Annotated in this window: 24 protein-coding genes; 16 read left to right on the forward strand and 8 right to left on the reverse strand. The window is 71.8% G+C overall.

The features are described from left to right. The first annotated feature begins 52 nt into the window (after positions 1-52). Together STRTU_RS17820 and STRTU_RS17825 are read left to right on the forward strand one after the other, a co-directional pair. The gene (locus STRTU_RS17820) at positions 53-1,246 is read left to right on the forward strand and encodes a J domain-containing protein (RefSeq protein ID WP_308789381.1); all 1,194 of its coding nucleotides are present in this window, start codon (positions 53-55) and stop codon (positions 1,244-1,246) included. 10 nt (positions 1,247-1,256) lie between these two features. Continuing rightward, positions 1,257-1,601, forward strand: coding sequence for a rhodanese-like domain-containing protein (locus tag STRTU_RS17825; RefSeq protein ID WP_167539168.1), 345 nt, complete (start codon positions 1,257-1,259; stop codon positions 1,599-1,601). Positions 1,602-1,714: 113 nt separating this feature from the next. Here the strand turns inward: STRTU_RS17825 and STRTU_RS17830 are convergent, their stop codons facing one another. The 6 genes from STRTU_RS17830 to paaA form a co-directional block, all read right to left on the reverse strand. Beyond that, positions 1,715-2,848, reverse strand: coding sequence for an acyl-CoA dehydrogenase family protein (locus tag STRTU_RS17830; RefSeq protein ID WP_159744520.1), 1,134 nt, complete (start codon positions 2,846-2,848; stop codon positions 1,715-1,717). Positions 2,849-3,162: 314 nt separating this feature from the next. Further along, on the reverse strand, positions 3,163-4,206 hold the full coding sequence (gene paaE, locus STRTU_RS17835) for a 1,2-phenylacetyl-CoA epoxidase subunit PaaE (RefSeq protein ID WP_159744522.1): 1,044 nt from the start codon (positions 4,204-4,206) through the stop codon (positions 3,163-3,165). Continuing rightward, positions 4,206-4,703 carry a 1,2-phenylacetyl-CoA epoxidase subunit PaaD gene (gene paaD / locus STRTU_RS17840; RefSeq protein WP_159744524.1) on the reverse strand — a complete coding sequence of 166 codons (498 nt, stop codon included), beginning with the start codon at positions 4,701-4,703 and terminating at the stop codon, positions 4,206-4,208. The genes paaE and paaD overlap by 1 nt, the downstream gene beginning before the upstream one ends. Then, complete coding sequence (paaC, locus tag STRTU_RS17845; RefSeq protein ID WP_159744526.1) at positions 4,697-5,416, reverse strand: 1,2-phenylacetyl-CoA epoxidase subunit PaaC; 720 nt, start codon at positions 5,414-5,416, stop codon at positions 4,697-4,699. The genes paaD and paaC overlap by 7 nt, the downstream gene beginning before the upstream one ends. Then, a complete protein-coding gene (gene paaB, locus STRTU_RS17850; protein ID WP_159744528.1) occupies positions 5,413-5,724 on the reverse strand; it encodes a 1,2-phenylacetyl-CoA epoxidase subunit PaaB in 312 nt (103 codons plus the stop codon). The genes paaC and paaB overlap by 4 nt, the downstream gene beginning before the upstream one ends. After that, entirely contained in the window at positions 5,721-6,671 is a 951-nt protein-coding gene (paaA, locus tag STRTU_RS17855) for a 1,2-phenylacetyl-CoA epoxidase subunit PaaA (RefSeq protein WP_159744529.1), read from the reverse strand. The genes paaB and paaA overlap by 4 nt, the downstream gene beginning before the upstream one ends. Positions 6,672-6,840: 169 nt before the next feature. On the opposite strand from paaA, the gene STRTU_RS17860 reads away from it, so the two are divergent. Genes STRTU_RS17860 through STRTU_RS17870 form a run of 3 tightly spaced genes read left to right on the forward strand, consistent with a single transcriptional unit; the run spans position 6,841 to position 9,577 of the window. Next, on the forward strand, positions 6,841-7,512 hold the full coding sequence (locus tag STRTU_RS17860; protein ID WP_159747033.1) for a DUF5819 family protein: 672 nt from the start codon (positions 6,841-6,843) through the stop codon (positions 7,510-7,512). After that, on the forward strand, positions 7,509-8,906 hold the full coding sequence (locus tag STRTU_RS17865) for an HTTM domain-containing protein (RefSeq protein WP_371873611.1): 1,398 nt from the start codon (positions 7,509-7,511) through the stop codon (positions 8,904-8,906). Before STRTU_RS17860 ends, STRTU_RS17865 begins: the two co-directional genes overlap by 4 nt. Continuing rightward, positions 8,903-9,577, forward strand: a complete 675-nt coding sequence (locus tag STRTU_RS17870; RefSeq protein ID WP_159744533.1) for a TrmH family RNA methyltransferase — start codon at positions 8,903-8,905, stop codon at positions 9,575-9,577. Before STRTU_RS17865 ends, STRTU_RS17870 begins: the two co-directional genes overlap by 4 nt. Before the next feature lie 65 nt (positions 9,578-9,642). Here the strand turns inward: STRTU_RS17870 and paaN are convergent, their stop codons facing one another. Further along, positions 9,643-11,325, reverse strand: coding sequence for a phenylacetic acid degradation protein PaaN (gene paaN / locus STRTU_RS17875; protein WP_159744535.1), 1,683 nt, complete (start codon positions 11,323-11,325; stop codon positions 9,643-9,645). 146 nt (positions 11,326-11,471) lie between these two features. Between paaN and STRTU_RS17880 the strand changes: the two genes are divergently transcribed. Continuing rightward, on the forward strand, positions 11,472-12,992 hold the full coding sequence (locus tag STRTU_RS17880; RefSeq protein ID WP_159744537.1) for a 3-hydroxyacyl-CoA dehydrogenase: 1,521 nt from the start codon (positions 11,472-11,474) through the stop codon (positions 12,990-12,992). A 2-nt stretch (positions 12,993-12,994) separates the two neighbouring features. Next, positions 12,995-13,585 (forward strand): TetR/AcrR family transcriptional regulator, encoded by a 591-nt coding sequence (locus tag STRTU_RS17885; protein ID WP_018092708.1) that lies wholly within the window; start codon positions 12,995-12,997, stop codon positions 13,583-13,585. A gap of 106 nt (positions 13,586-13,691) precedes the next feature. Here STRTU_RS17885 and STRTU_RS17890 read toward each other — a convergent pair whose 3' ends face one another. Then, positions 13,692-14,231 carry an Lrp/AsnC family transcriptional regulator gene (locus tag STRTU_RS17890; RefSeq protein WP_159744539.1) on the reverse strand — a complete coding sequence of 180 codons (540 nt, stop codon included), beginning with the start codon at positions 14,229-14,231 and terminating at the stop codon, positions 13,692-13,694. A gap of 219 nt (positions 14,232-14,450) precedes the next feature. Between STRTU_RS17890 and pdhA the strand changes: the two genes are divergently transcribed. From pdhA to STRTU_RS17935, 9 genes are all read left to right on the forward strand, one after another. Continuing rightward, entirely contained in the window at positions 14,451-15,644 is a 1,194-nt protein-coding gene (pdhA, locus tag STRTU_RS17895) for a pyruvate dehydrogenase (acetyl-transferring) E1 component subunit alpha (protein ID WP_159744541.1), read from the forward strand. After that, positions 15,641-16,675 carry an alpha-ketoacid dehydrogenase subunit beta gene (locus STRTU_RS17900; protein ID WP_159744542.1) on the forward strand — a complete coding sequence of 345 codons (1,035 nt, stop codon included), beginning with the start codon at positions 15,641-15,643 and terminating at the stop codon, positions 16,673-16,675. Before pdhA ends, STRTU_RS17900 begins: the two co-directional genes overlap by 4 nt. Then, the gene (locus STRTU_RS17905) at positions 16,675-18,189 is read left to right on the forward strand and encodes a dihydrolipoamide acetyltransferase family protein (protein WP_159744544.1); all 1,515 of its coding nucleotides are present in this window, start codon (positions 16,675-16,677) and stop codon (positions 18,187-18,189) included. Before STRTU_RS17900 ends, STRTU_RS17905 begins: the two co-directional genes overlap by 1 nt. A gap of 173 nt (positions 18,190-18,362) precedes the next feature. Further along, a complete protein-coding gene (locus tag STRTU_RS17910; protein WP_159744546.1) occupies positions 18,363-19,289 on the forward strand; it encodes a DUF6457 domain-containing protein in 927 nt (308 codons plus the stop codon). Continuing rightward, positions 19,286-20,944 carry a molybdopterin molybdotransferase MoeA gene (locus STRTU_RS17915; protein WP_159744547.1) on the forward strand — a complete coding sequence of 553 codons (1,659 nt, stop codon included), beginning with the start codon at positions 19,286-19,288 and terminating at the stop codon, positions 20,942-20,944. The genes STRTU_RS17910 and STRTU_RS17915 overlap by 4 nt, the downstream gene beginning before the upstream one ends. Then, positions 20,941-22,080, forward strand: coding sequence for a potassium channel family protein (locus STRTU_RS17920; protein WP_159744549.1), 1,140 nt, complete (start codon positions 20,941-20,943; stop codon positions 22,078-22,080). The genes STRTU_RS17915 and STRTU_RS17920 overlap by 4 nt, the downstream gene beginning before the upstream one ends. A gap of 94 nt (positions 22,081-22,174) precedes the next feature. After that, the gene (locus STRTU_RS17925; protein ID WP_159744551.1) at positions 22,175-23,152 is read left to right on the forward strand and encodes an NAD(P)H-quinone oxidoreductase; all 978 of its coding nucleotides are present in this window, start codon (positions 22,175-22,177) and stop codon (positions 23,150-23,152) included. A gap of 152 nt (positions 23,153-23,304) precedes the next feature. Then, positions 23,305-24,210, forward strand: a complete 906-nt coding sequence (locus STRTU_RS17930; RefSeq protein WP_159744553.1) for a hypothetical protein — start codon at positions 23,305-23,307, stop codon at positions 24,208-24,210. Between the two features lie 140 nt (positions 24,211-24,350). Continuing rightward, the gene (locus STRTU_RS17935; protein WP_174878882.1) at positions 24,351-24,914 is read left to right on the forward strand and encodes a bacterial proteasome activator family protein; all 564 of its coding nucleotides are present in this window, start codon (positions 24,351-24,353) and stop codon (positions 24,912-24,914) included. The last annotated feature ends 16 nt before the right edge of the window (positions 24,915-24,930 follow it).

Below are 24,930 nucleotides of genomic sequence, written 5' to 3' on the forward strand. Positions count from 1 at the left end.
GCGAGTGAATGGCCGTGGAGTGCCGCCCACGGCGGGGCCGTACGCTGGCCGGGTGACGAACTCGCACGCGGAGAACATGCAGGACGGCCAGCACCGGCCGGACGTACCGGGCGCCCCGGACGTCCAGCCTGACCCGCTGGCACCGGACGCCCGCGGCGGTGGGCAGGACGCCCCGCTCGGGCAGGGCACTCAGCTCGGGCAGGGCGGCGGTCCGGAAGATCAGGTCGCGGGCTCGGAGGGGCTTGGCGTCAGCCACGGGGCCCAGACCGATCCACTCGGGGGTCAGGCCGGGGCCGGGGCTGGGCCAGGTGCGGGTCAGGCCGCCGCAGGGTCCGAGCCGGGCGTCGCTCAGGCTTCGGCAGGGTCCGAGCCGGGCGTCGGTGAGTCCGCCGCAGAGTCCGAGCCCGGCGTCGGTCAGGTCGGGGCGGGGGCCGGGCAGGGCGAGGTGTCGGACGAGCAGGCGGCGGCTCAGGATGAGGCGACCCGGCGGCTGGCGAAGGCGGTGCTGGCCGCGGAGCAGGCGCTGATCGAGTTCGAGATCGCGGTGGAGACCTTCCGGGTGGAGGTGGAGAACTTCTCCCGTCTGCACCACCAGCGGCTCGGCCCCATGTACGCACGGCTGGACGAGCTGGACGCGCAGATCGCCGAAGCGGTGGCGGCGCGTACGGGCGACGCCGAGGACATCCGTAAGGCGCGGGAGGCGCGGGCGTCGGTGCTGCCGATGCCCGAGGTCGAGGAGCTGTTCCACGGCTGGATGGGGTCGGACGGGCTGTTCCCCGAGGCCCAGGCGATGCTCACCGAGCAGTCGGTGCGGCCGCCGCAGAAGGTGCGCCCCAGTGAAGAGGCCCGCAAGGTCTACCGCGATCTGGTGCGCAAGGCTCACCCGGACCTGGCGCGGGACGACGCGGAACGGGCCCGGCGGGACGCGTTCATCGCACGCGTCAACGCGGCGTACGCCCAGGGCGACGCGGCGGTGCTGCGCGAGCTGGCGCGTGAGTGGGAGGCCGGTCCGGTGCCGGTCGAGGAGCGGCTCAGTGAGAGCGAGGAGCTCTACGCGCGGCTGGAGTGGCTGGCCGAGCGCAAGGAGCTGCTGGCCGCGATGGCCGCCGAGCTGGAGGAGAGCGCGATCGGCGCGATGATCAAGATGGCGCCGGAGGACCCGGACGCGCTGCTGGACGAGATCGCCGAGAAGCTGCTCGCCGATGTCTCGGAACGCGAGACCTACCTCGCGCAGCTGGTCGGGTAGCGTCGGCAGCATGCAATTTGGTTCTGTGCCCACGGTCGGTGTCGACGCTCTCAGTTCGGAGGACTTCCTCCTGGACGTGCGCGAGGACGACGAGTGGGAGGCGGGGCACGCCGAGGGCGCGCTGCACATCCCGATGAGTGAATTCGTCGCCCGCTACGGGGAGTTGACCGAGGCCGCTCCGGGCGACGGCAAGGTGTATGTGCTGTGCCGGGTCGGTGGGCGCTCGGCGCAGGTGGCGCAGTATCTGATCCAGCAAGGCGTCGACGCGGTGAACGTCGCGGGCGGTATGCAGGCATGGGAGGCCGCCGGCCGCCCCGTCTCGGACGGCAAGGGCGGCTCGGGGTCGGTCATCTAGCCGGAGCGGCTGGGGCGGGCCGGGTTGCCCCGGTAGCGACAGCGCTGAAACCCGGTGCCGATGCGGCGCTCCCTCGGCCCCGCGCCGGCGCACGCTTCCGGTTCGCTTCCGACTCAGCTCAGCTGATGTGCCGCGAGCAGTTCGCCGAGGGACTCCTCGTGGGCGGCGGCGGGGCCGAGGGAGAGTTCGAGCTGTTTGGCCCAGGCGTGGTAGCGGTGCAGCGGGTAGTCCGTGTCGGCGCCGAAGCCGCCGTGCAGATGCTGGGCGGTCTGGACGACGCGGCGTACGCCTTCCGAGGCCCAGATCTTGGCCACCGCGATATCTCCGGCGAGCGGTAGCGGGCCGTCTGCCTCGGTGGTGAGGCGCCAGGCGGCCTGCCAGAGGGTGGCTTCCATGGCGCGCAGGTCGATGAAGCGATCGGCGGCCTGGCAGGCGACGGCCTGGAAGGTGGCCACCGGGTACCCGAACTGTTCGCGCTTGCTGGTGTAGTCGCTGGTCATGGCCAGTACGCGGGTGCCGAGCCCCAGGGCGAGTGCGCAGGTGCCGGTGGTCAGAAGGTTGCGCAGCGACTCCCAGGCGGCGGGGTCGGTGATCGTTTCCCGGTCGCTGATACGTACGGAATCCAGCCGGACCTCGGCGTGCGGCTCTCCGCTGGTGGATATCTGGTCGTCGAATGTGACGCCCGGGTGGATGCGGGGGACGAGGGCGAGTACGGCCTGGCCGTCGGGGGTGTGGGCGGGGAGCAGGATCCGGTCCGCTGTCCGGGCCCAGGGGACGGCGGTCTGGACGCCGTTGAGGACCCATTCGGTGCCCTCCTGCTGGGCTGCCACGGCGAGGTCGGCCGGTTCGTGTCCGGTGCGGCCGTGGGCGGCGACGGTCACGACGAGGTCCCCGGTGCCGATCCGGGGGAGCACCTCCGCGCACAGTTCGTCGGTCGCATAACGCTGGAGGGTGAGCGCGGCGGCTCCGGACTCCAGCAGCGGCACCCGTGCCAGCACCTTGGCTGATTCGCGCAGTACGAGGCAGAGCGCGATCGCGTCCAGGCCCGCGCCGCCGTGCTCGGGCGCGATCGGCAGGCTCAGCAGATCGGCGTCGCCGAGCTTGTGCCACAGCGCGCGGTCGAAGTCGTCGGCGACCGCACCGGGGGTGAGCGCCGGGCTGGGCACACTGTCCGGAGCGACCCCCGAGAAGACGGCCCTCGCCGCCTCGACGGCGGCTTGCTGCTCCTCGGTGAAGGTGAAGTCCACTGCTCTGTCCTCCCACGCGGCACCTTGATCTGACGAAGCGTCAAGGTAGAACAGGTTGCAGGAATTGGGAATGGTGGAAGCGGTGGAAGCGGTGGAGGCGGGACCTCGCTCTCTGTCGTGAAGTGCGGCTCGGACCGGCGCCCCCGGATTCAGGCCGGGACGGCGCACAGGCGTTGTGCGGCGGCCGGTTCCGAGGTGCTGGCCTGGTGCGCCGCCCTGGTGGGCGGACCGGGGCGGCGGATGGTGCGGTGCCCGCGCCCGGATCGTGGCGCGGACCGCGCGGGTGGGTCCTATGGGCCCATGCCCTATGGCTGCTACCGGTCGAAGTCCAGCTCGACCTTTTCCGTGACCGGGTGGGACTGGCAGGCCAGGACGTACCCCGCGTCGACCTCGTCGGATTCCAGGGCGAAGTTGCGGTCCATGCGGACCTCGCCTGAAACCAGGAAGGCGCGGCAGGTGCCGCAGACGCCGCCCTTGCAGGCGTACGGGGCGTCCGCGCGGTTGCGCAGGACTGCTTCCAGCAGCGATTCGCTGTCGTGGACGGGCCAGCTGCCGGAGCGGCCGTCGAGGGTGGCGGTCACGGTGCTGTGCGCGGGCGTGGCGGTTGCGGGGGCGGTCGGGGTGCCGTTGTCGACGTGGAATATCTCTTCGTGGATGCGGGTGCGGGGCACATCGAGGGCGCACAGGGCGCGCTCGGCGCCCTGGACCAGGCCGTAGGGGCCGCAGAGGTACCAGCCGTCGACGGAGTCGATCTTCAGGAGTGCGGGGAGGAGGGAGCGGAGGCGGGCCTCGTCCAGGCGGCCGGAGGGCAGACCGGCCTGTTGTTCCTCGCGGGAGAGGGTGTGGATGAGCTGGAAGCGCTGGGGATAGCGGTCCTTGAGGTCGGCTACCTCCTCCAGAAACATCGTTGACGCCGCCGTACGGTCACTGCGGATGAGGCAGAAGCGGGCGTCCGGCTGCTGGGCGAGCAGGGTGGCGGCGATGGACAGCACGGGGGTGATGCCGCTGCCCCCGACGATCCCGACGAAATGTCCGGGGCGCGGTTCGAGGGTGAACCGGCCCGCCGGGGCCATGACGTCGACGGTGTCGCCGACCGCCAGTTCCTTGAGCGCGTAGGTGGAGAAGACACCGTCCTCGACCAGCCGGATGCCCACCCGCAGTACGGGCTGGTCGGTCGCGGGGGTGCAGATGGAGTACGTACGGCGGATCTCCTGGCCGTCGACCGATCTGCGCAGCGCGATGTGCTGCCCGGGGGTGTGCCGGAAGGTCGTGCGCAGCTCGGGCGGGACCGCGAAGGTGACGGCCACCGCGTCGTCCGTGAGCCGCTCGATCTCCCGGACCTGGAGCGGGTGGAACATCACAACTCCTTGAAGTGGTCGAAGGGTTCGAGGCAGGACTCACAGCGGCGCAGTGCCTTGCACGCCGTGGAGGAGAACCGGCTGAGCAGGGTGGTGTCGGTGGATCCGCAGTGGGGACAGCGGATGGTGAGGTCGACGGCGACCGGTCCGCCGGCCGGGCCCGTGGGGCGTGGCGGTGCGATACCGAAGGCGGCGAGCTTGCGACGGCCCTCGGCGGTGATCGCGTCCGTCGTCCATGGCGGGCTGAGGACCGTACGGACCTCGACCTCGGGGATGCCGTGGTCGTGCAGTACCCGCTCTATGTCGGCCGACATGGACTCGATGGCGGGGCAGCCGGTGTAGGTCGGGGTGAGCTGCACCTCGACCCGGCCGGGGGCCGTGAGCTGCACACCGCGCACTACGCCCAGCTCGGCGAGGGTGAGCACCGGCAGTTCGGGGTCGGGAACGGAGCCGGCCAGCGCCAGCAGTTCCTCTTCGAGGGCGGTGGTGGTCACCATGTCGCCCCCGGGTGGCTGCGGTGGAGGTGCTGCATCTCGGCGAGCAGCCGTCCGAACGATTCGGTGTGCAGGCCCTGGCGGCCCGCGCCCGCCCGCCAGGCGCCCTGCCTGGGGCCTTCGGGGACGGCGAGGGTGGCCTGCTCCAGGGTGGCGGTAACGCGGACGGTCCAGTCATCGTGCAGCGCCGACCAGGGCACCGTTTCCAGTCCGTCCACCGGCTCGAAGAGTTCACCGGTGAACTGCCACAGGGAATCCAGGGCGCACTGCATCCGGGTGTGGCTCTGCTCCGTGCCGTCGCCGAGGCGCAGCGTCCACTGGTGGGCGTGGTCGCGGTGGTAGGCGACCTCCTTGACGGCCTTCCCGGCCAGCGGTGCCAACTCGCTCTCGGTTGTGGCGAGATGGTCGAACAGCAGCTCCTGGTAGGTGGAGAAGTAGAGCTGGCGGGCGATGGTGTGGGCGAAGTCGCCGTTGGGCTGTTCCACGAGCTGGAGGTTGCGGAACTGCCGCTCCTCGCGCAGATAGGCCAGCTCGTCCTCGTCACCGGCCAGTGAGAGCAGTACACGGGCCTGGCCGAGCAGGTCCAGCGCGATATTGGCCAGTGCCACTTCCTCCTCCAGGACCGGGGCGTGGCCGGCCCACTCGCCCAGGCGGTGGGAGAGGATCAGGGCGTCGTCCCCGAGCGGCAGGGCCGGGGTGGCGGTGAGGTTCCTCAAAGGTGATGCACCCCGTCCGGGATCTCGTAGAAGGTCGGGTGGCGGTAGGGCTTGTCGCCGGCCGGCTCGAAGAAGGCGTCCTTCTCGTCCGGCGAGGAGGCGGTGACCTGCGCCGAGGGCACCACCCAGATGGAGACGCCTTCCGAACGGCGGGTGTAGAGGTCGCGGGCGTTGCGCAGCGCCATTTCGGCGTCCGGTGCGTGCAGGCTGCCGGCATGGGTGTGCGAGAGACCGCGGCGGCTGCGGACGAAGACCTCCCACAGCGGCCAGTCGGTGGCCGCGGCGGCGGCGGGGCGTGGAGTCGTCATCGGGTGGCCTTCCCGTGCTTGGCCGCGTGGGCGGCGGCTGCCTCGCGGACCCAGGCGCCGTTCTCATGGGCCTGTCGCCGCCGGCTGATGCGTTGTGCGTTGCAGGGGCCGTTGCCCTTGAGGACCTCGCGGAACTCGGCCCAGTCGATCGGGCCGAAGTCCCAGTGACCGCGCTCGTCGTTCCACGTCAGGTCCGGGTCGGGGAGCGTCAGCCCGAGGGCTTCGGCCTGGGGGACGCAGATGTCCACGAAGCGCTGGCGGAGCTCGTCATTGGAGTGCCGCTTGATCTTCCATGCCATGGACTGCGCGGAGTGCGACGACTCGTCGTCCGGCGGGCCGAACATCATCAGCGACGGCCACCACCAGCGGTCCACCGCGTCCTGCGCCATCGCGTGCTGCGCTTCGGTGCCGCGGCTGAGGGCCAGCAGGAGTTCGTAGCCCTGGCGCTGGTGGAAGGACTCCTCCTTGCAGATGCGGACCATGGCGCGGGCGTAGGGGCCGTACGAACACCGGCACAGCGGGACCTGGTTCGTGATCGCCGCGCCGTCGACCAGCCAGCCGATGGCTCCGACGTCGGCCCAGGTCAGGGTCGGGTAGTTGAAGATCGAGGAGTACTTCTGGCGGCCGGAGTGCAGCTTGTCCAGCAGTTCGTCGCGGCTGGTGCCGAGGGTCTCGGCGGCGCTGTAGAGATACAGGCCGTGGCCGGCCTCGTCCTGCACCTTCGCCATCAGGATCGCCTTGCGGCGCAGGGACGGCGCCCGGGTGATCCAGTTGGCCTCCGGCTGCATGCCGATGATCTCGGAGTGGGCGTGCTGCGCTATCTGCCGCACGAGTGTGGAGCGGTAGGCGTCCGGCATCCAGTCCCGCGGTTCGATGCGCTCTTCCGCGGCCACGGTGGCGTCGAATACGGCCTCTCGGGCCATCTCTTCCGGCGCGATCGTCGTCATGTGGTGCCCCCTCGCTGCTCCCGACCGACCGATCGTTCGGTTCAATGGTGAGTGGGCGGACCTCGGGTGTCAAGCCTGTGGATAACTCAGGTGAGCTGTGCCCGGTGGGGCCGCGTAGGTACGGTTCCGAGGCGGAGTCAGCCGCATGGATTCTGGGAACGGGGCGGGAATGCAGTCATACGGGGACGAAACGCGGTCACTGGCCGCGCTCTCGCTGCCCTCGCGGATCGTCATCGGAGTGGCGGCCTGCGTCATCGCGGTCGCGGTCGCGATTCATCTCGCGATGATGTTTCTGCATGTCGCGCCGTCGAACACGCTCAGCAAACAGCAGGGCGCTCTGATCAGCGACTACGTCTATCCCGAGTACGAGCAGAACTGGAAGCTGTTCGCACCCAATCCCCTCCAGCAGAACAGCGCGGTCCAGGTCCGCGCACACCTGCGCAGCGAGGAGGGAGCCGCCCGGACCACCGGCTGGACCGATCTGACCGCCCGCGACGGCCAGGACATCCGCCACAACCCGATGCCCAGCCACACCCAGCAGAACCAACTGCGCCGCGGCTGGGAGCTCTTCGTCAACACCCACAACGCGCAGAACCGCCCGGTCGGCCTGCGCGGTGAGCTGTCCGAGCGCTACATCCGGCGGATCGTGCTGGCCCGGATAGCGGGCGAGTGGACCAGTAGCGGCGACCGCATCGAGCGGATCCAGGTCCGCTCGCAGACGACGGCGGTCCGGCCGCCGCCGTGGAGCACCGAGAAGATCAACGACAAGCCCGTTTTCCGCGTGCTGCCCTGGTGGCAGGTCACCACCGCCGACCTGCCCGAGGGGGCGACCCACCAGTGATGTCACCGACGCCCCAGCAGCCTCAGCAGACGCCCGGCGCATCGCAGCCCCCGCACCCCACCGAGCAGACCGACGTGCCTCAGCCAGCGCCGGCATCACAGGCGCCCCAGGAGCCCGCCCCGTACGAGGAGACCCGGATCGAGCGCGCCATCGGGCGCGGCTTCCGGTACGCGACCGGCCGGGCGCTGGCCCCGTACCAGACCGCGGTGATCCGGATCGGCTTCTCGGTGACCTGGCTGCTCTTCCTGCTGCGGGAGTGGCCGCACCGCGCGGTGCTCTACGGGCCCGACAGCCCCTGGAGCCTGGACATGGCGCGCCGTCTGCTGGACGGCAACCACGCCTTCTCCGTACTGCCCTGGTCCGACGGCCGCGGCTGGTTCGAGTGCGTCTACCTGCTGGCCATCGTGGCCAGTGCGCTGCTGATGCTCGGCTGGCGCACCCGCACCATGTCGGTGCTCTTCATGGTCGGTGTGCTCTCGCTGCAGAACCGCAGCATCTTCATAGGGGACGGCGGCGACAACGTCATCCACCTGATGTCGATGTATCTCGTGCTGACCCGGTGCGGGCAGGTCTGGTCGCTGGACGCACGCCGTGCGAAGCGGGCCGCGGCCGCCGCGGGCGAGACCGGCGAAGCGCCCACCGGCTCCCGCGATCTGCCCGGCATCATCCTCTGGGCCGTGCTCGGCCTCGCCCTGGCCGTCGCCCAGCTGGGCGGCAACTACGGCCTCAGCTGGTTCGGCGACGGCCCGTTCCCGCACCTCGGCTGGAGCCTGGTGTTCTGGGGGCTGTGGGCGACGCACGGTCTGTGGTGGGCGGTGCAGCGGTACGCGCCCGGCGAGCCGCGCGTCGTACTGGACACCCTCGCCAAGCTCGCCCACAACGGCGCACTGCTGGTGATCATGATCGAGGTCTGTCTGATCTACGCCACCGCCGGCTGGTACAAGATCCAGGGCAGCCGCTGGCAGGACGGCACCGCGGTCTACTTCCCGATGCATCTGGACTACTTCTCCCCCTGGCCGGCGCTGTCCGAGATGCTGGGCAGCAACGGCGTGATGATCATGCTGATCACCTACGGCACGGTGATCGTGCAGGTCGCCTTCCCGTTCACGCTCTTCAACCGGCGGCTGAAGAATGTGCTGCTGGTCGCGATGATCTGTGAGCACCTCTCGATCGCGTTCCTGCTGGGGCTGCCGTTCTTCTCGCTCGCGATGATCACCGCGGATGCGGTCTTCCTGCCGACGAACTTCCTGACCTGGCTCTCCGCGCGCCTCTCCGGCCTGCGCGAACGACTGTTCTCGCGCGGCGGACCGGCCCGTCCGGCCGGCGGATCCGGCGATGGTGAGCCGGACGGCCGTACGGAGCACAGCGGCGGTGGCCATACGCTCGTGGGGTGAGCAGCGAGAAAACCGCCCCCGCCGAGCCCCTCCAGTACGACGAGGGGTACGGGCCCCAGATCGGCGTCGGGCCGCACCCGGAGCCCTGGCCGCAGGACGAGCGGTTCGACCCCGAGCTGCTCGCCCATGGCGACCGCCGCAATGTCGTCGACCGCTACCGCTACTGGACGCGCGAGGCGATCGTCGCCGACCTGGACACCCGTCGCCATGACTTCCATGTCGCCGTCGAGAACTGGGGCCACGACTTCAACATCGGCTCGGTCGTCCGGACCGCGAACGCGTTCCTGGCCAAGGAGATCCATATCGTCGGGCAGCGGCGCTGGAACCGTCGCGGCGCGATGGTGACCGACCGCTACCAGCATGTCCGCCACCACCCGGACACCGCCGACCTCACCGCCTGGGCGGCGGCCGAGGAGCTGCCGATCATCGGGATCGACAATCTCCCCGGCTCCGTACCGATCGAGACGACCGAGCTGCCGCGCCGCTGTGTGCTGCTGTTCGGCCAGGAGGGGCCGGGGCTGACCGAGGAAGCGCGCCGGCACGCCTCGCTGGTCTGCTCGATCGCGCAATTCGGCTCCACCCGGTCGATCAACGCGGGGGCCGCGGCCGCCATCGCGATGCATGCCTGGATCGGCCGCCATGCGCGGATCGAGGGGCCGGGCGCCCTCTGACGGGCCCCGGTCCCACCCGCGGCCCCGGTGAGGGCCCAGGAACGGTCCCGGGCCCATCCAGCCGGTCACGCCGGCCGGCGCACCTCCACCGTCCGGAAGCGGTTCGCCACGAAGGCGCCGTCGCACAGCACCGCATTGGCCGCCGGGTTACCACCCGAGCCATGGAAGTCCGAGAACGCCGCGGTCTGGTTCACATAGACCCCGCCGGTCAGATTCAGCGACAGCTGGGCGCACTCCTCCAGGCACGCCTCCTCCACCAGCTGCTCGACCTCGGCCGAGGTGGTGTACGCGCCGACCGTCATGGCGCCCTGGTCGCGGACCGTGCGCCGCAGCAGATCCACCGCGTCCGCCGCGGAATCGACCGCCACCGCGAAGGACACCGGGCCGAAGCACTCCGACAGATAGGCCGCCTCGTCGTCCGGCTTGGCGCCGTCCAGCTTGACGATCACCGGCGTACGGACCGTGGCCCCGGGGAACTCGGGGTTGGCCACCTCACGGGAGGCCAGCGCCACCTCCCCGAGCCCGACGGCCGCGTCGATCCGCTCCTTGACCTGCGGATTGACGATGGCGCCCAGCAGGGCGTTGGCCCGTGCGTCATCGCCCAGCAGACCGCTCACCGCGCCCGCGAGATCGCTGACCACCTCGTCGTACGACTTCGGTCCGGCGTCCGTGCCGATGCCGTCGCGGGGGATCAGCAGATTCTGCGGGGTGGTGCACATCTGGCCGCTGTAGAGCGACAAGGAGAACGCGAGGTTGCTGAGCATGCCCTTGTAGTCGTCGGTGGAGTCGATGACGACGGTGTTGACGCCGGCCTTCTCCGTGAAGACCTGCGCCTGCCGGGCGTGCGTCTCCAGCCAGTCGCCGAAGGCGGTCGAGCCGGTGTAGTCGATGATGCGGACCTCGGGACGGACGGCCAGCGTCTTGGCCAGGCCCTCACCCGGCTTGTCCACGGCCAGGCACACCAGGTCCGCGGGGAAACCGGCCTCGGTCAGCACCTCGCGGGCCACCTTGACGGTCAGCGCCAGCGGCAGCACGGCACGCGGATGCGGCTTGACCAGCACCGGGTTGCCGGTCGCCAGAGAGGCGAACAGGCCCGGATAGCCGTTCCAGGTCGGGAAGGTGTTGCAGCCGATCATCAGGGCGACACCGCGCGGTACGGCCGTGAAGCTCTTGGACAGTTCGAGCGGGTCACGCTTGCCCTGCGGCTTGGACCAGGGCGCCCGCTCCGGGGTGCGGACCTGCTCGGCGTACGCATACGCCACCGCCTCCATGCCGCGGTCCTGGGCATGCGGTCCGCCCGCCTGGAACGCCATCATGAAGGCCTGGCCGCTGGTGTGCATCACCGCCTGGGCGAACTCATGGGTGCGCGCACTGATCCGGGCCAGGATCTCCAGGCACACCGCCGCCCGCGCCTCGGGACCGGCGTCCCGCCATGCGGGGAGCGCGGCGCGCATGGCGGGCAGCAGCAGGTCCACATCCGGATGCGGATAGCTGATGCCCAACTCCGGGCCGTACGGCGAGACTTCCTCACCCGTCCAGTCGTCCGTGCCGGGCTGGTCGAGCTCGAACCGCTTGCCGCGCAGCGCCTCGAACGCGGCCAGCCCGTCGGATGCGGCGCTCTCGCCGTACGCCTTCGGGTGCTCGGGGTGCGGGGACCAGTACGCGCGGGTGCGGATCGCCTCCAGCGCCTGGTCGAGGGTCGGGCGGTGCTTCTCGATCAACTGCGCTGCGGTCATTTCGGCGGCCATCGATGACCAACTCCTCGTCGAGCCGGGCGGAAGTGGATAGGGGCTGGGAGCGGACAAGGCAACGGAGTTAGAGTAACCGAACGATCGGTCGGGGCAAGAGGGTCCGGCCAGCCTGTGGAAAAGTCGGTCGGGGAGGATCAGCTGGCATGACGGCACTCGGGACCAGCAGCACCGTGGCAGTGGTGGGAACCGGCACCATGGGACAGGGCATCGCGCAGGTGGCGCTGGTCGCCGGCCATCGCGTACTCCTCTATGACACCGCTCCCGGGCGCGCCGGGCAGGCCGCCGAGGCGATCGGGCGGCGGCTGGACCGGCTCGTCGAGAAAGGCCGGATCCCGGCGGACGAGCGGGACGCCGCCCGCAGGCGCCTCTCCCCCGCCACCGCCCTCGCCGAGCTGGCCGACGCGGCACTGGTCATCGAGGCGATCCTGGAGCAACTTCCCGCCAAACAGGAGCTGTTCGCCGCCCTGGAGGACATCGTGGCGGCGGACTGCCTGCTGGCCACCAACACCTCCTCGCTGTCCGTGACCGCGGTCGCCGGCCGGCTGCGCCGCCCCGGCCGCTGCGTGGGCCTGCATTTCTTCAACCCCGCGCCGCTGCTCCCCCTGGTCGAGGTGATCAGCGGCTTCGCCACCGACGAGGCGGCCGCCACCACGGCGTACGACACCGCCGCGGCCTGGGGGAAACGGCCGGTGCGCTGCGCCGACACCCCCGGCTTCATCGTCAACCGCGTCGCCCGCCCCTTCTACGCCGAGGCCCTGCGGGTCTACGAGGAGCGGGTCGCCGACCCCGCCACCATCGATGCGGTGCTGCGCGACGGCACCGGATTCAAGATGGGGCCCTTCGAACTGACCGACCTCATCGGACAGGACGTGAACGAGGCGGTCACCCACTCGGTGTGGAAGGCCTTCTTCCAGGACCCGAAGTTCACCCCCTCCCTGGCGCAGCGCCGGCTGGTCGAGTCCGGACTGCACGGCCGTAAGGCGGGACGCGGCTGGTTCGACTACTCCGAAGGCGCCCGGAGGCCGGAACCGCGGACCGCGGAGCCCTGCCCGGCGCCCGAATCCGTCGGCCTGCACGCGAAGCTGCCCGGCCCCGCGGTGGTGCTGCGCGAGCTCATCGAGGAGGCGGGCATCAAGGTCACCCGCGACCGCACCCCGGGGGAGTCGGAGGGCTTCCTCCGGCTGCCCGGTGGGGCCTGTCTGGCGCTGACCAATGGCTACCCGGCGACCTCCCACGCCTACGGGAAGTACATCCGCTTCGACCTCTCCCTGGACTACCGCGCCGCCACCCGGATCGCCCTGGCGGCCTCGGCGGCGGTCTCCGAGGACGACCTCGCGGAAGCCGTCGGGCTGTTCCAGGCGCTGGGCAAGCAGGTCAGTGTGGTCGAGGACGTGCCGGGAATGATCGTCGCCCGGACGATCGCGATGATCATCGACTTCGCCGTGGACGCCGCGGCCCGCGGGATCGCCACCCCGGAGGACATCGACACGGCCATGCGACTGGGCGTGAACTACCCCGGCGGCCCCATGGAATGGGCCGAGCGGCTGGGCGCCCAGTGGGTGTGGGATCTGCTGGATTCGATGCATCACCACGATGCCGGCGGGCGCTACGCACCGTCCTGGGCGCTACGGCGCCGTGCAGACCTCGATGAATTGGTGCTCTAATCATGACCATGGCCAAGCGCGACACCTATACGCCCGATTCGCTGCTCGCGGTCGCCGTCGAGGTGTTCATCGAGCGCGGCTACGACGGCACGTCCATGGAGCACCTCTCCAAGGCGGCCGGGATCTCGAAGTCCTCGATCTACCACCATGTGCGCAGCAAGGAAGAGCTGCTGCACCGCGCCATAAGCCGCGCGCTGGACGGGCTGTTCGGTGTGCTGGAGGAGCCGGGCGCCCTCCAGGGGCGGGCGATCGAGCGGCTGGAGCATGTCACCCGGCGTGTGGCCGAGGTGCTCATGGACGAACTCCCCTATGTGACGCTGCTGTTGCGGGTGCGCGGAAACACGGACACCGAGCGGTGGGCCATGGAGCGCCGCCGGGAGTTCGACCACGAGGTGTCCGACCTGCTCAAGCAGGCCGCCGCCGACGGCGACCTACGGGACGACGTGGACATCCGGCTGGCCACCCGGCTGCTCTTCGGCATGATCAACTCGATTGTGGAGTGGTACCGGCCGGGGCGGGGCGGCGCGGTGAGCCGTGACGAGGTCGCCGAGGCCGTGGTACGTACGGCGTTCGCGGGGCTGCGCAAGCCCTGAGCGGTGTACTTGCCGGGCCCGTGCCCCTTGATCCAGGGGCACGCGCTCAGGGCTCCCCCGAGGGGCCCGTGCCCGGCGTGAGTTCACTCCGGCAGCGGTCGGCCGGTCATTCCTCTTCGGGGCCGAGATCGGTCTCCTCGAAGACCAGCAGCGTGCGGGTGCTCAGGACTTCCGGTATCGACTGGATCCGGGTGAGGACCAGCTCCCGCAGCTCGCGGTTGTCCTTGGTGTGGACCAGCAGCAGCACATCGAAATCGCCGCTGACCAGCGCGATATGCGTGGCCCCCGGCAGCGCCGTGAGCTGCTTGCGCACGGTCCGCCAGGAGTTCTGCACGATCTTCAGCGTGATGTAGGCGGACGCGCCCTGACCTGCCCGTTCCTGGTCGATAAGGGCGCTGAAGCCACGGATCACACCGTCTTCGATCAGCCGGTTGATCCGGGCGTAGGCATTGGCGCGCGAGACATGGACCCGGTCGGCCACGGAGCGTATCGAGGCCCGCCCGTCGGTCTGCAGCATGCGCAGGATCGAACGGTCGATGGTGTCCAGCGGGCGTGCGGCCGGCGAGGGCGGGGCGGAGGCCGTCGGAGGCGGGCCGGCCGCTGTCGCCGGTTGCCCGCCGGAATTGGCCATCTGTTCGTCCGGCATATGGTCCCGCCTCCCCTTTGTGGACGCCCTGGCTTCATCTCAAGCTGTGGAGAACCGTTTGTCCACAGGCTGAGCCCGCCTGTAGCCAAAATGCATCAGCGACCGAACAATCGGTAGGGCAGGGCGTACCCGCCCTGGCCGATTCCATCCTGCCCGTCGCCCGCCCACACCCACATGAGGCGCCTGGCGCCACCCCTTCGATCCGAGGAGGTGCTCGACATGACGGTCCTTGAGCAGCCCGGCAGCAGCAGGAACAAGAGCAGCCTGGCCGGTCCGCCGCCCGCCTGGCAGCCGCGCGTCGACCCCACGCCCCTCCTGCCCGACGCGGAGCCGTACCGCCTCCTGGGCACGGACGCCGCGGCCCGGCTCGACTCCGGACTGCTGACCCGCCTGTACACCGAGCTGGTCCGCGGCCGCCGGTACAACGCCCAGGCCACGGCCCTGACCCGGCAGGGACGCCTGGCGGTCTACCCGTCCTCCACCGGCCAGGAAGCCTGTGAGGTCGCCGCGGCGCTGGCCCTCGAAGACCGCGACTGGCTCTTCCCCAGCTACCGCGACACCCTCGCCGCCGTGGCCCGCGGGCTCGACCCCGTACAGGCCCTGACCCTGCTGCGCGGCGACTGGCACAACGGCTACGACCCTCAGGAACACCGCATCGCCCCCCTGTGCACCCCGCTCGCCACCCAGCTCCCGCATGCCGTGGGCCTGGCGCACGCCGCCCGCCTCAAGGGCGACGAGGTGGTCGCGCTGGCCATGGTCGGCGACGGCGGCACGAGCGAGGGTGACTTCCACGAGGCGCTGAATTTCGCGGCGCTCTGGCAGGCGCCGGTCGTCTTCCTCGTCCAGAACAACGGCTTCGCGATCTCCGTGCCGCTCGCCAAGCAGACCGCCGCGCCGTCCCTCGCCCACAAGGCGGTCGGCTACGGCATGCCGGGCCGCCTGGTCGACGGCAATGACGCCCCCGCGATGCATGAGGTGCTCACCGAGGCCGTGGCGCGGGCCCGCCGGGGCGGCGGCCCCACCCTGATCGAGGCCGTCACCTACCGCATCGAGGCCCACACCAACGCCGACGACGCCACCCGCTACCGCAGCGACGCCGAGGTCGAGACCTGGCAGGCACACGACCCGATAGCTCTCCTGGAGCGTGAGCTGGCCGCCCGCGATCTGCTGACCGACGCATTCGTCGGCGCCACCCGGGACGGCGCCGAGCAGCTGGCGGCCGACCTCCGGGAGCGGATGAACGCCGACCCGGAGGTGGACCCGATGGACCTGTTCACCCACGTATTCGCCGAGCAGACCAGCCAACTGCGGGCACAGGCCGCACAGTTGCGTGCCGAGCTGGACGCCGAGTCCGCCGGACACACCGAGGACGCAGCGGGCACCGACGGGTCCGCCGAGGAGGCCAGGCCATGACGACCACCGCTCCGGCGACCGCGCGCAAGCCCGCCACCATGGCGCAGGCGCTGACCCGCGCGCTGCGCGACGCCATGGCCGACGACCCGTCCGTGCATGTCATGGGCGAGGACGTCGGCACCCTGGGCGGCGTCTTCCGGGTCACCGACGGCCTCGCCAAGGAATTCGGCGAGGACCGCTGCACGGACACCGCGCTCGCCGAGGCCGGCATCCTGGGCACCGCCGTCGGCATGGCGATGTACGGGCTGCGGCCGGTCGTCGAGATGCAGTTCGACGCCTTCGCCTACCCGGCGTTCGAGCAGCTGATCAGCCATGTCGCCCGGATGCGCAACCGCACCCGCGGCGCGCTGACGATGCCGCTGACCATCCGTATCCCCTACGGGGGCGGGATCGGCGGCGTCGAGCACCACAGCGACTCCTCCGAGGCGTACTACCTCGCCACCCCGGGGCTCCAGGTCGTCACCCCGGCGACCGTCGAGGACGCCTACGGACTGCTGCGCGCCGCGATCGCCTCCGACGACCCGGTGGTCTTCCTCGAACCCAAGCGGCTGTACTGGTCCAAGGCCGACTGGTCGCCCGACGCACCCACCGAGGTCGCCCCCCTGGGCCGTGCCCGGATCCGGCGCCGCGGCAGCAGCGCCACGCTGATCACCTACGGCCCGTCACTCCCGGTCTGTATGGAGGCCGCCGAGGCCGCCGGCGCAGAGGGCTGGGACCTGGAAGTGGTCGATCTGCGGTCCCTGATGCCGTTCGACGACGAGACGGTCTGCGCCTCGGTGCGGCGGACCGGGCGGGCCGTGGTCGTCCATGAGTCCAACGGGTTCGGCGGCCCCGGCGGCGAGATAGCGGCCCGGATCACCGAACGCTGCTTCCACCACCTGGAAGCGCCGGTGCTGCGCGTGGCCGGTTTCGACATCCCGTATCCGCCGCCGATGCTGGAGCGGCACCACCTTCCGGGCGTGGACCGGATTCTGGACACCGTCGCCCGCCTCCAGTGGGAGTCGGACTGGACCGAGGGGCGTGGTGAGTGATGGCCGTGGTCCGCGAATTCACCCTGCCCGACCTGGGGGAGGGCCTCACCGAGGCGACGATCGTGCACTGGATGGTCGAGGTCGGCGAGGTGGTGGCCATCGACCAGCCGGTGGTGGAGGTCGAGACCGCCAAGGCGATGGTGGAGGTGCCGTGCCCGTATGGAGGCGTGGTGACCGCCCGCTTCGGTGAGGAGGGGGCCGAAGTCCCGGTGGGGGCACCGCTGGTGACGGTCGCCGTCGGGGCCGTGCCGGATGACCTGGCGGGGGACGGTCCGGGGGCGGGACCGGGGGCGGCCGGCGACGGTGCGGCGGATTCCGGGTCCGGGAATGTGCTCGTCGGGTACGGCACGAGTGCGGCGGCGGCGCGCCGCCGCCGGATCCGGCCGGGGCCCGGAGCGGGCCCAATGGCGGGCGTGCCACGGTCGCCCGGACGGGCGGCGGACGGCTCGGCCGGAGCTGAAGCGGCGACTGAGGGGACGCCCAGTGGTTCAGAAGCGGTTGCCGCCGGGGCGACGGCCGTGGGGGCAGCCGTAACCGGGGCAGCCGGTGCCGGTGTCGTGGACGACGGCAGCCGTACGGTGGCCGTGATTTCCCCCCTGGTGCGTCGGATCGCGCGGGAGAACGGCCTGGATCTGCGGGAGTTGACGGGATCCGGACGGGATGGACTGATCCTCCGCACGGACGTCGAGTGCGCTATCCGGACGCGGCGGGAGCGGGAGGCGGCCGGTGCAGCCGGAGTGGCCACCGCGGTCGGCGCCGACGGAACGACCGGTGCCGGTGTGACGGGCGCGGCGCGGGCCGGGGCCGGCGCCCGTGCCGTAGTGGGTGAGGAGCGGATCCCGCTCAAGGGGATGGTCGGTGCGGCCGCTGAGAAGTTCAGCCGCAGCCGCCGGGAGATCCCGGAGGCGACCTGCTGGGTGGAGGCCGATGCCACCGAGCTCCTGGCCGCCCGTAAGGCGATGAATGTGCCGGGCGCCCCCCAGGTGTCGCTGCTCGCCCTGCTGGCCCGGATCTGTACGGCCGGGCTCGCGCGGTTCCCCGCGCTCAACTCCACCGTCGACACCAAGGCCCAGGAGATCGTCCGGCTGCCCGCCGTCCATCTGGGCTTCGCGGCGCAGACCGACCGCGGCCTGGTGGTGCCGGTCGTACGGGACGCCCATGCCCGTACGGTCGAGGAGCTGTCCGCCGAGATCGCCCGGCTCACCGAAACCGCCAGGGCCGGCGGGCTCTCCCTGGCCGAGCTGACCCACGGCACCTTCACCCTCAACAACTACGGCGTGTTCGGCGTCGACGGGTCCACGCCGATCATCAACCACCCCGAGGCGGCGATGCTCGGCATCGGCCGCATAGCCGCCAAACCCTGGGTGCACGACGGCGAGTTGGCCGTCCGGCAGGTCGTCCAGCTCTCGCTCACCTTCGACCACCGGGTGTGCGACGGCGGCACCGCGGGCGGCTTCCTGCGGTACGTGGCCGACTGTGTGGAGCAGCCCGCGCTGTTGCTCCGGACGCTGTGACGCGAGTGTGGCCGGTGGCTGCCGGGGCACCGGTGGCAGCCGCGATACCGGTGCCGGGGGCCACGCCGCAGCGGGCGCCCCGGCCCGCCCGGCCGCGCCCGCTGTGGCGCAGCTGACATCTGCTGCCGCTCCGGCAGCGGTGTGAACCCGGTGTCCCCGGCGATACTCAAGAGGTGAAGGACCTCACCGACCACGACAGCATCGTGCTGGCCGGCGGCGCGGCCCGGCGGCTCGGCGGGGCGGACAAACCCGCCCTGTCCGTCGGCGGCCGCCCGCTGCTGGACCGGGTGCTCGCCGCCTGCCCCGATGCGGCGACGACTGTCGTCGTCGGCCCCGCCCGCCCGACCACCCGCGCCGTCGTCCACGCCCTGGAGGACCCGCCCGGCGGCGGTCCGCTCGCCGCACTGGACGCCGGCCTGCGGCACACCACCGCCCCGACGGTGCTCGTCCTCTCCGCCGACCTCCCGTTTCTGACGGCCGCGACCGTACGCGGCCTCCTGGCGGCGGCGACGCCAACGGCCCCTGCCGCGGGACCGGTCGGCAGTCCCGCGCCCCTCGACGGGGCGCTGCTGCGGGACGCCTCGGGGCGGGACCAGCCGCTGGTCGCCGCCTACCGGGCCGAGCCGCTGCGCCGTGAGCTGGCGCGGATGCGGGCCGCACACGGGAGCCTGGCCGGACTGCCGCTGCGCGCGCTGCTGGACGGGTTGCTGCTCGAACGGGTCCCGGACCCCACCGCCACGGCCTCCTTCGACTGCGACACCTGGGAAGACATCAGCGCAGCACGCGCCCGTATCAGGGAGCATGGGACCGTGTTGGACGAATGGATCACCGCGGTCAAGGCCGAACTGGGCATCGAGCTCGATGTCGACACGGCGGCGCTTCTCGATCTCGCGCGCGACGCGGCACATGGCGTGACCCGCCCCGCCGCGCCGCTGACGACGTTCCTGATCGGCTATGCGGCGGGCCGGCAGGACCGGGATGTGAAGGAACTGACCGACCGGGCCGCCGCGCTGGCCCACCGCTGGGCCGCCGAGGCCGGCGCCGAGACCGCGTCCGGCGCCGACAGCGCCACGGCTGCCGAAGCGAAGCCCGCCGAATGACCGACGGGGAGTGGGGCGGGGAGGCCGGCGGCGTGGTGGGCCGGCCGTGGGGCGAACCCTCGGCAGAGGAGCGCGACCCCTTCGACGATGCGCTCGCGCTGGCCAACGGCACGGCACCGCTGCGCGCACGGCCCGGGACGGGGCCCGGGATCACGACCGCCACCTCCGCCCCGTATGCCGCAGGGGCCGCAGCAGCCACCTCCTCCGTGACCGGCGGCGGCGACGCCCCCTACACACCGGACGACCCCTTCTCCCCTGACGACCCCGCCGCAACCCGGAGCGGCCCCTCCCGCCCCACAGACCCCACGCCTCACACCGGCACCGGCTCCGACCCGTGCCCCACCCCGGCCGCCGTCCCCTGGCACACCGCCCGCCGCCTCGCCGCGCGCGCCGTCCCCGGGGCGCCCGAGCCCGAGACCGCGGCGCTCGGCGAGGCGCTCGGCCGTACGCTCGCCGCACCTCTCACCGCGCTCACCGACCTGCCGTCGTTCGACACCTCGGCCATGGACGGCTGGGCGGTCGCCGGCCCCGGCCCCTGGCGCCTGGACCGGCCCGCCGACGCCCCCGAGACCGGTCCGCCGTCGGGCATCCTCGCCGGTCACGCCTCCACGGCGGCACTCCTCGACGGCCATGCGATCCCGATCGCCACCGGCGCGCGCATCCCGTCCGGCGCCACCGCCGTACTGCGCAGCGAACAGGGCGAGGTCCGTGAGCTGGGCGACGGCGGACGACGGCTGTACGCACCGCGGCCCGCGCCGCCCGGCCAGGACATCCGCCCGCGCGGCCAGGAGTGCCGCCGCGGCGACCAACTGCTGCCCGCGGGCTGCCTGGTGACCCCCGCCGTCCTCGGCCTGGCCGCGGCGGCCGGCTACGACGAGCTGACCGCCTACCGCCGACCGCGGGCCGAAGTCTTCGTCCTGGGCGATGAGTTGCTGGGCCACGGGCTGCCGCGGGACGGCCGGATCCGCGATGCCCTCGGCCCGATGCTCGCCCCCTGGCTGCATGCGCTGGGCGTCGAGGCGGCGGCGCCCCGCCCGCTCGCCGACGACGCCGACACGCTGTACGCCGCCCTCGCGGAGTCCACCGCCGATGTGGTGATCACGACGGGTGGTACCGCGTCGGGTCCCGTCGACCATGTGCACCCGACACTGCGGCGGCTCGACGCGGAGGTACTGGTGGACGGGGTGGCGGTCCGTCCCGGCCACCCCATGCTGCTGGCCCGCCTGGCCCCGCGCCGCCATCTCGTCGGCCTGCCGGGCAACCCGCTCGCCGCCGTCTCCGGCCTGCTCACCCTCGCCGAGCCGCTGCTCCGTACGCTCGCCGCCCGCCGTCCCGCCGCGCCGTACCGCGCGCCGCTGGCTGCCGCAGTCACCGGGCACCCGCAGGACACCCGCCTCGTTCCGGTGGCCTACCGCGACGACGAGCGGCGCGGTCTGACGGTGCTGCCGCTGCGCTTCCACGGCCCGGCCATGCTGCGCGGGATCGCCGCCGCCGATGCGCTGGCCGTCGTCCCGCCCGGGGGCGCGGAGCGCGGCACCGAGCTCGAACTCCTGGAATTCCCCTGGTCAGCGGGCTGGTCGGCAGGCTGGACGCCGGACCGGTCCGCCGCCGGGAGCCCGTACGACCCCACTGAGGCCACCGGAGGCCGCGCGTGAAGCTCCCGTCCCAGGACGCCGCGGCGCGGGAGGTGCCCGAGGACCGTTCGCACCGGGTGGTGCTGCCGCGCGCCGCCCCCAAGCCGCCGCTGCGGCAGGTCGCCCGCCGACTGCTGATGGCGCTGCTGGTGCTGCTCGCGACGGTCTTCATCGTCTGGATCGACCGCAACGAGTACCACGACAACGCCGACAGCAAGGTCGACCTGCTCGACTGCTTCTACTACGCGACCGTCACGCTCTCGACCACCGGCTACGGCGACATCGTCCCGTACGGCGACAGTGCGCGGCTGCTGAACATCCTGCTCATCACGCCGCTCCGCGTGCTGTTCCTGATCATCCTGGTCGGCACCACACTGGAAGTGCTGACCGAGCGCACCCGCGAGCAGTGGCAACTGAAACGCTGGAGAAACGCCTTGCGCGACCACACCGTCATCGTCGGCTTCGGGACGAAGGGCCGTTCCGCGGCCCAGACCCTGTGTGTGACGGGGCTGCACCGCGACCGCATCGTCATCGTCGACCCCAGCAGCAAGGTGATCGAAGCGGCGGTGGCCGACGGGTTCGCGGGGGTGGTCGGCGATGCGACCCGCAGCGATGTGCTCCTCCGGGCCGAGATCCAGCGCGCCCACCAGGTCGTGATCGCCACGCAGCGCGATGACACCGCCGTGCTGGTCTCGTTGACCGCCCGTCAGCTCAACAAGCGGGCGAATATCGTCGCGGCGGTGCGCGAGGAGGAGAACGCCCCGCTGCTGCGGCAGTCCGGCGCCAACTCCGTGATCACGTCGGCCAGCGCGGCCGGCCGGCTGTTGGGGCTCTCCGTGCACAGCCCCAGCGCGGGCACCGTCATGGAGGATCTGATCCAGCAGGGCAGCGGCCTCGACCTGGTGGAACGCACGGTGGTGAAGGCGGAGGTCGGCAAGTCCGTACGGGAGACCGACGACCTGGTGGTCTCCGTGCTGCGTGGCCACCGCCTCCTCGGCTACGACGATCCGGAGGCCAGTCCGCTGCAGAGCACCGACCGTCTGATCACCATCGTGCGGGCGGCCCCGGCGGACGCGGGGGACCCCTCCGGCAAGCAGAGCACCAAGCCGACCCTCCCCGGTACCGGCGTCGCCCCGATGCGCCGTGCGGATGAATAACCGCACGTAGCGCGGGGGCAGCGGGCCGACCCTGCGGTAGTCGTCGGCCCCCGCACCGTCGCCCCGTGCGCGGACGGCGAGTAGCCTCGCGCCCATGCGAGCGATCACTATCCCGGAGCCCGGTGGCCCCGAAGCACTTGTCTGGGCGGACGTGCCCGATCCGCAGCCCGCCGAGGGCGAGGTCCTGATCGAGGTCGCGGCCAGCGCCGTGAACCGCGCCGACCTGCTCCAGCGCCAGGGCTTCTACGATCCGCCGCCCGGCTCCTCCCTCTATCCGGGTCTGGAGTGCTCGGGACGGATCAGCGCGCTCGGCCCCGGTGTGCACGGCTGGGCCGTCGGCGACGAGGTGTGTGCGCTGCTGGCGGGCGGCGGATACGCGGAGAAGGTCGCCGTCCCGGCCGGACAGCTGCTGCCGGTGCCGGCCGGCGTGGACCTGGTCACGGCCGCGGCGCTGCCCGAGGTGACCTGCACGGTCTGGTCGAACGTCTTCATGATCGCGCATCTGCGCCCCGGTGAGACGCTGCTGGTCCACGGCGGTGCCAGCGGCATCGGCACGATGGCGATCCAGCTCGCCAAGGCCGTCGGCGCACGGGTCGCGGTGACCGCGGGCGGCCCCGAGAAGCTGGCCCGCTGCGCCGAGCTGGGTGCGGACATCCTCATCGACTACCGCGAACAGGACTTCGTCCAGGAGATCCGCAAGGCCACCGATGGCAAGGGCGCGGACGTCATCCTCGACATCATCGGCGCCAAATATCTCCAGCGGAACGTCAAGGCGCTGGCGGTCAGCGGACGGCTGGCGATCATCGGGCTGCAGGGCGGGGTGAAGGCGGAGCTGAATCTCGCCGCCCTGATGGCCAAGCGTGCCGCGATCACCGGCGCCGGGCTGCGCGCCCGCCCGCTGAACGAGAAGGCGGCCATTGTCGCCGCGGTACGGGAGCACGTCTGGCCGCTGATCGCCAACGGTCAGGTCCGGCCGATCCTGGACCGTGTGATCCCGATGGCGGACGCCGCTGAGGCACACCGGGTCGTGGACGCGAGTGCCCATGTCGGCAAGGTCGTCCTGACGGTCTGAGCTGACGGCCGCCCCTGGCCCCCTCGCGCTGTCCGCGTCCGCCCCTCCCGCGTATGAGCCCGGTAACCCGCCCGACTTGTCCAAGATGCCGTGAATCTCGTCACATGTGACGCTGGGCAGGTCACTCGACGGCTCGGCACGGGAGGGGCACTGTGGTCGCTCCAGGATTCCGTTCGCGCATCGCCACCGGTCTGTTGGTGGCTGCCGTCGTCCTGCCCGTTCCGATAGGAGCCACCTCCGCGGTGGCCGCGGACCGGCGGGCCACACCGGTCGACCGGCCCCCGCATCTCGCCCGCCCCGGCGATCCGCCCGACGATGTCCCGGGTGACGTCGGCGCCGACGGTTTTGGCCTCGACGGGTTCGACGACTTCGAGGGCGCCGTACCACCGGCCGAGGGGTCCGCAGTGCGGGGGCGGGCCGGACACCGCGGACACCCGGGGGCCCCGGTGCGGATCCCGGGGCTGCCGGACCGCTACCCCGGCCTGCCGAATGCCATCCCGGGCTTCCCGCACCGGCCGCATCACCACTTCGGGGGGCTCCGCGGGCACGGACGGTGGCACCACCACCCGCATCACCCGTTCGGCCCGCGCTTCCCCGTGCCGGGCCCGCCGGACTCCGTCCCGGGGCCCGACGGCGGCAGCGCCGACTTCCCGATCCCCGGCCGGTACGGGCCTCCCGCCGCGGCGGGTGCGCACGACACCGACCGTGTGCACTCGCGGCCCGGTCGGCGTGCTCCGAAGTCGAAGCACCGCAAGCCCTCGGCGTCCGCCTCGCACTCGGCGGCCACCCCGCCACGGTCCTCCCCCTCGCGCCGCTTCGATGTCGGGGACCGGTTCACCCGCCGCTCCTACGAGGCCCTGCCGCCCCTCCCGACGCCCGCCCCGAAGGGATCCCGCTCCGCATCGGAGAGCGTGGATGACGATGCGGCGGCAACGGCGACCCCGTACGCCATGGAGACCCCCGGGGCACCGGTCGAGCGGGTTCTCCCGATGGGCGCCGGCCTGGCCCTCACCGGTCTGGGGCTGGCCTTCTTCGCTCTGCGGCTGCGCCGGGGCTGATGATTTCGGCGGTTTCACGTGAAACGGCGAGAATCCGCTGTTTCACGTGAAACAGCGGCGGCCGGGTCCGTTCCGAAGGGTGGATCACCTTCTCCCCGGGGCACCACCTGTCCGGAGCCCGCGTACGAGAGAATGGCGGCATGGATATGCCGATGAATGAACGGTCGCAGGAGAATCCGCACGTCCTGGTGGTCGGCCCGGACGGCATGGCGCTCGGCGGCGCGGGCTCCGGCGGCGGGGAAGACGGCGAAGAGTCCCGGGAGACTCCCTTGACGGACATGGTCGAACAGCCTGCGAAGGTCATGCGCATCGGCAGCATGATCAAGCAGCTGCTGGAAGAGGTGAAGGCCGCTCCGCTGGACGAGGCGAGCCGGGTCCGGCTCAAGGAGATCCACTCCAGTTCGGTCAAGGAGCTGGAGGACGGTCTGGCGCCCGAGCTGGTCGAGGAGCTGGAGCGGCTGTCGCTGCCGTTCACCGATGAATCGGTGCCGACGGATTCCGAGCTGCGCATTGCCCAGGCCCAGCTGGTCGGCTGGCTGGAGGGCCTCTTCCACGGCATCCAGACCGCACTGTTCGCCCAGCAGATGGCGGCCCGTGCCCAGCTGGAGTCGATGCGCCGTGCGCTGCCGCCCGGTGCCATGCCGATGGAGGGCGAGGACGGCCAGCCCGGTCACGGCGGCGCCCGCTCGGGCCCGTACCTCTGAGCCGGGTTTGATCCTT

The sequence above is a fragment of the Streptomyces tubercidicus genome, from assembly GCF_027497495.1.
GTDB classification, from domain to species: Bacteria; Actinomycetota; Actinomycetes; order Streptomycetales; family Streptomycetaceae; genus Streptomyces; species Streptomyces tubercidicus.

Bases quoted from the DNA above. Each gene is read 5' to 3' on its own strand.
- paaB (WP_159744528.1), bottom strand. From the start codon at position 5,724: ATGACGACTCCACGCCCCGCCGCCGCCGCGGCCACCGACTGGCCGCTG.
- STRTU_RS17880 (WP_159744537.1), top strand. From the start codon at position 11,472: ATGACGGCACTCGGGACCAGCAGCACCGTGGCAGTGGTGGGAACCGGC.
- STRTU_RS17935 (WP_174878882.1), top strand. From the start codon at position 24,351: ATGGATATGCCGATGAATGAACGGTCGCAGGAGAATCCGCACGTCCTG.
- STRTU_RS17915 (WP_159744547.1), top strand. From the start codon at position 19,286: ATGACCGACGGGGAGTGGGGCGGGGAGGCCGGCGGCGTGGTGGGCCGG.
- paaD (WP_159744524.1), bottom strand. From the start codon at position 4,703: ATGGTGACCACCACCGCCCTCGAAGAGGAACTGCTGGCGCTGGCCGGC.
- paaA (WP_159744529.1), bottom strand. From the start codon at position 6,671: ATGACGACGATCGCGCCGGAAGAGATGGCCCGAGAGGCCGTATTCGAC.
- STRTU_RS17860 (WP_159747033.1), top strand. From the start codon at position 6,841: ATGCAGTCATACGGGGACGAAACGCGGTCACTGGCCGCGCTCTCGCTG.
- STRTU_RS17925 (WP_159744551.1), top strand. From the start codon at position 22,175: ATGCGAGCGATCACTATCCCGGAGCCCGGTGGCCCCGAAGCACTTGTC.
- STRTU_RS17905 (WP_159744544.1), top strand. From the start codon at position 16,675: ATGGCCGTGGTCCGCGAATTCACCCTGCCCGACCTGGGGGAGGGCCTC.
- STRTU_RS17890 (WP_159744539.1), bottom strand. From the start codon at position 14,231: ATGCCGGACGAACAGATGGCCAATTCCGGCGGGCAACCGGCGACAGCG.
- STRTU_RS17825 (WP_167539168.1), top strand. From the start codon at position 1,257: ATGCAATTTGGTTCTGTGCCCACGGTCGGTGTCGACGCTCTCAGTTCG.
- paaE (WP_159744522.1), bottom strand. From the start codon at position 4,206: ATGTTCCACCCGCTCCAGGTCCGGGAGATCGAGCGGCTCACGGACGAC.
- STRTU_RS17900 (WP_159744542.1), top strand. From the start codon at position 15,641: ATGACGACCACCGCTCCGGCGACCGCGCGCAAGCCCGCCACCATGGCG.
- paaN (WP_159744535.1), bottom strand. From the start codon at position 11,325: ATGGCCGCCGAAATGACCGCAGCGCAGTTGATCGAGAAGCACCGCCCG.
- STRTU_RS17885 (WP_018092708.1), top strand. From the start codon at position 12,995: ATGACCATGGCCAAGCGCGACACCTATACGCCCGATTCGCTGCTCGCG.
- pdhA (WP_159744541.1), top strand. From the start codon at position 14,451: ATGACGGTCCTTGAGCAGCCCGGCAGCAGCAGGAACAAGAGCAGCCTG.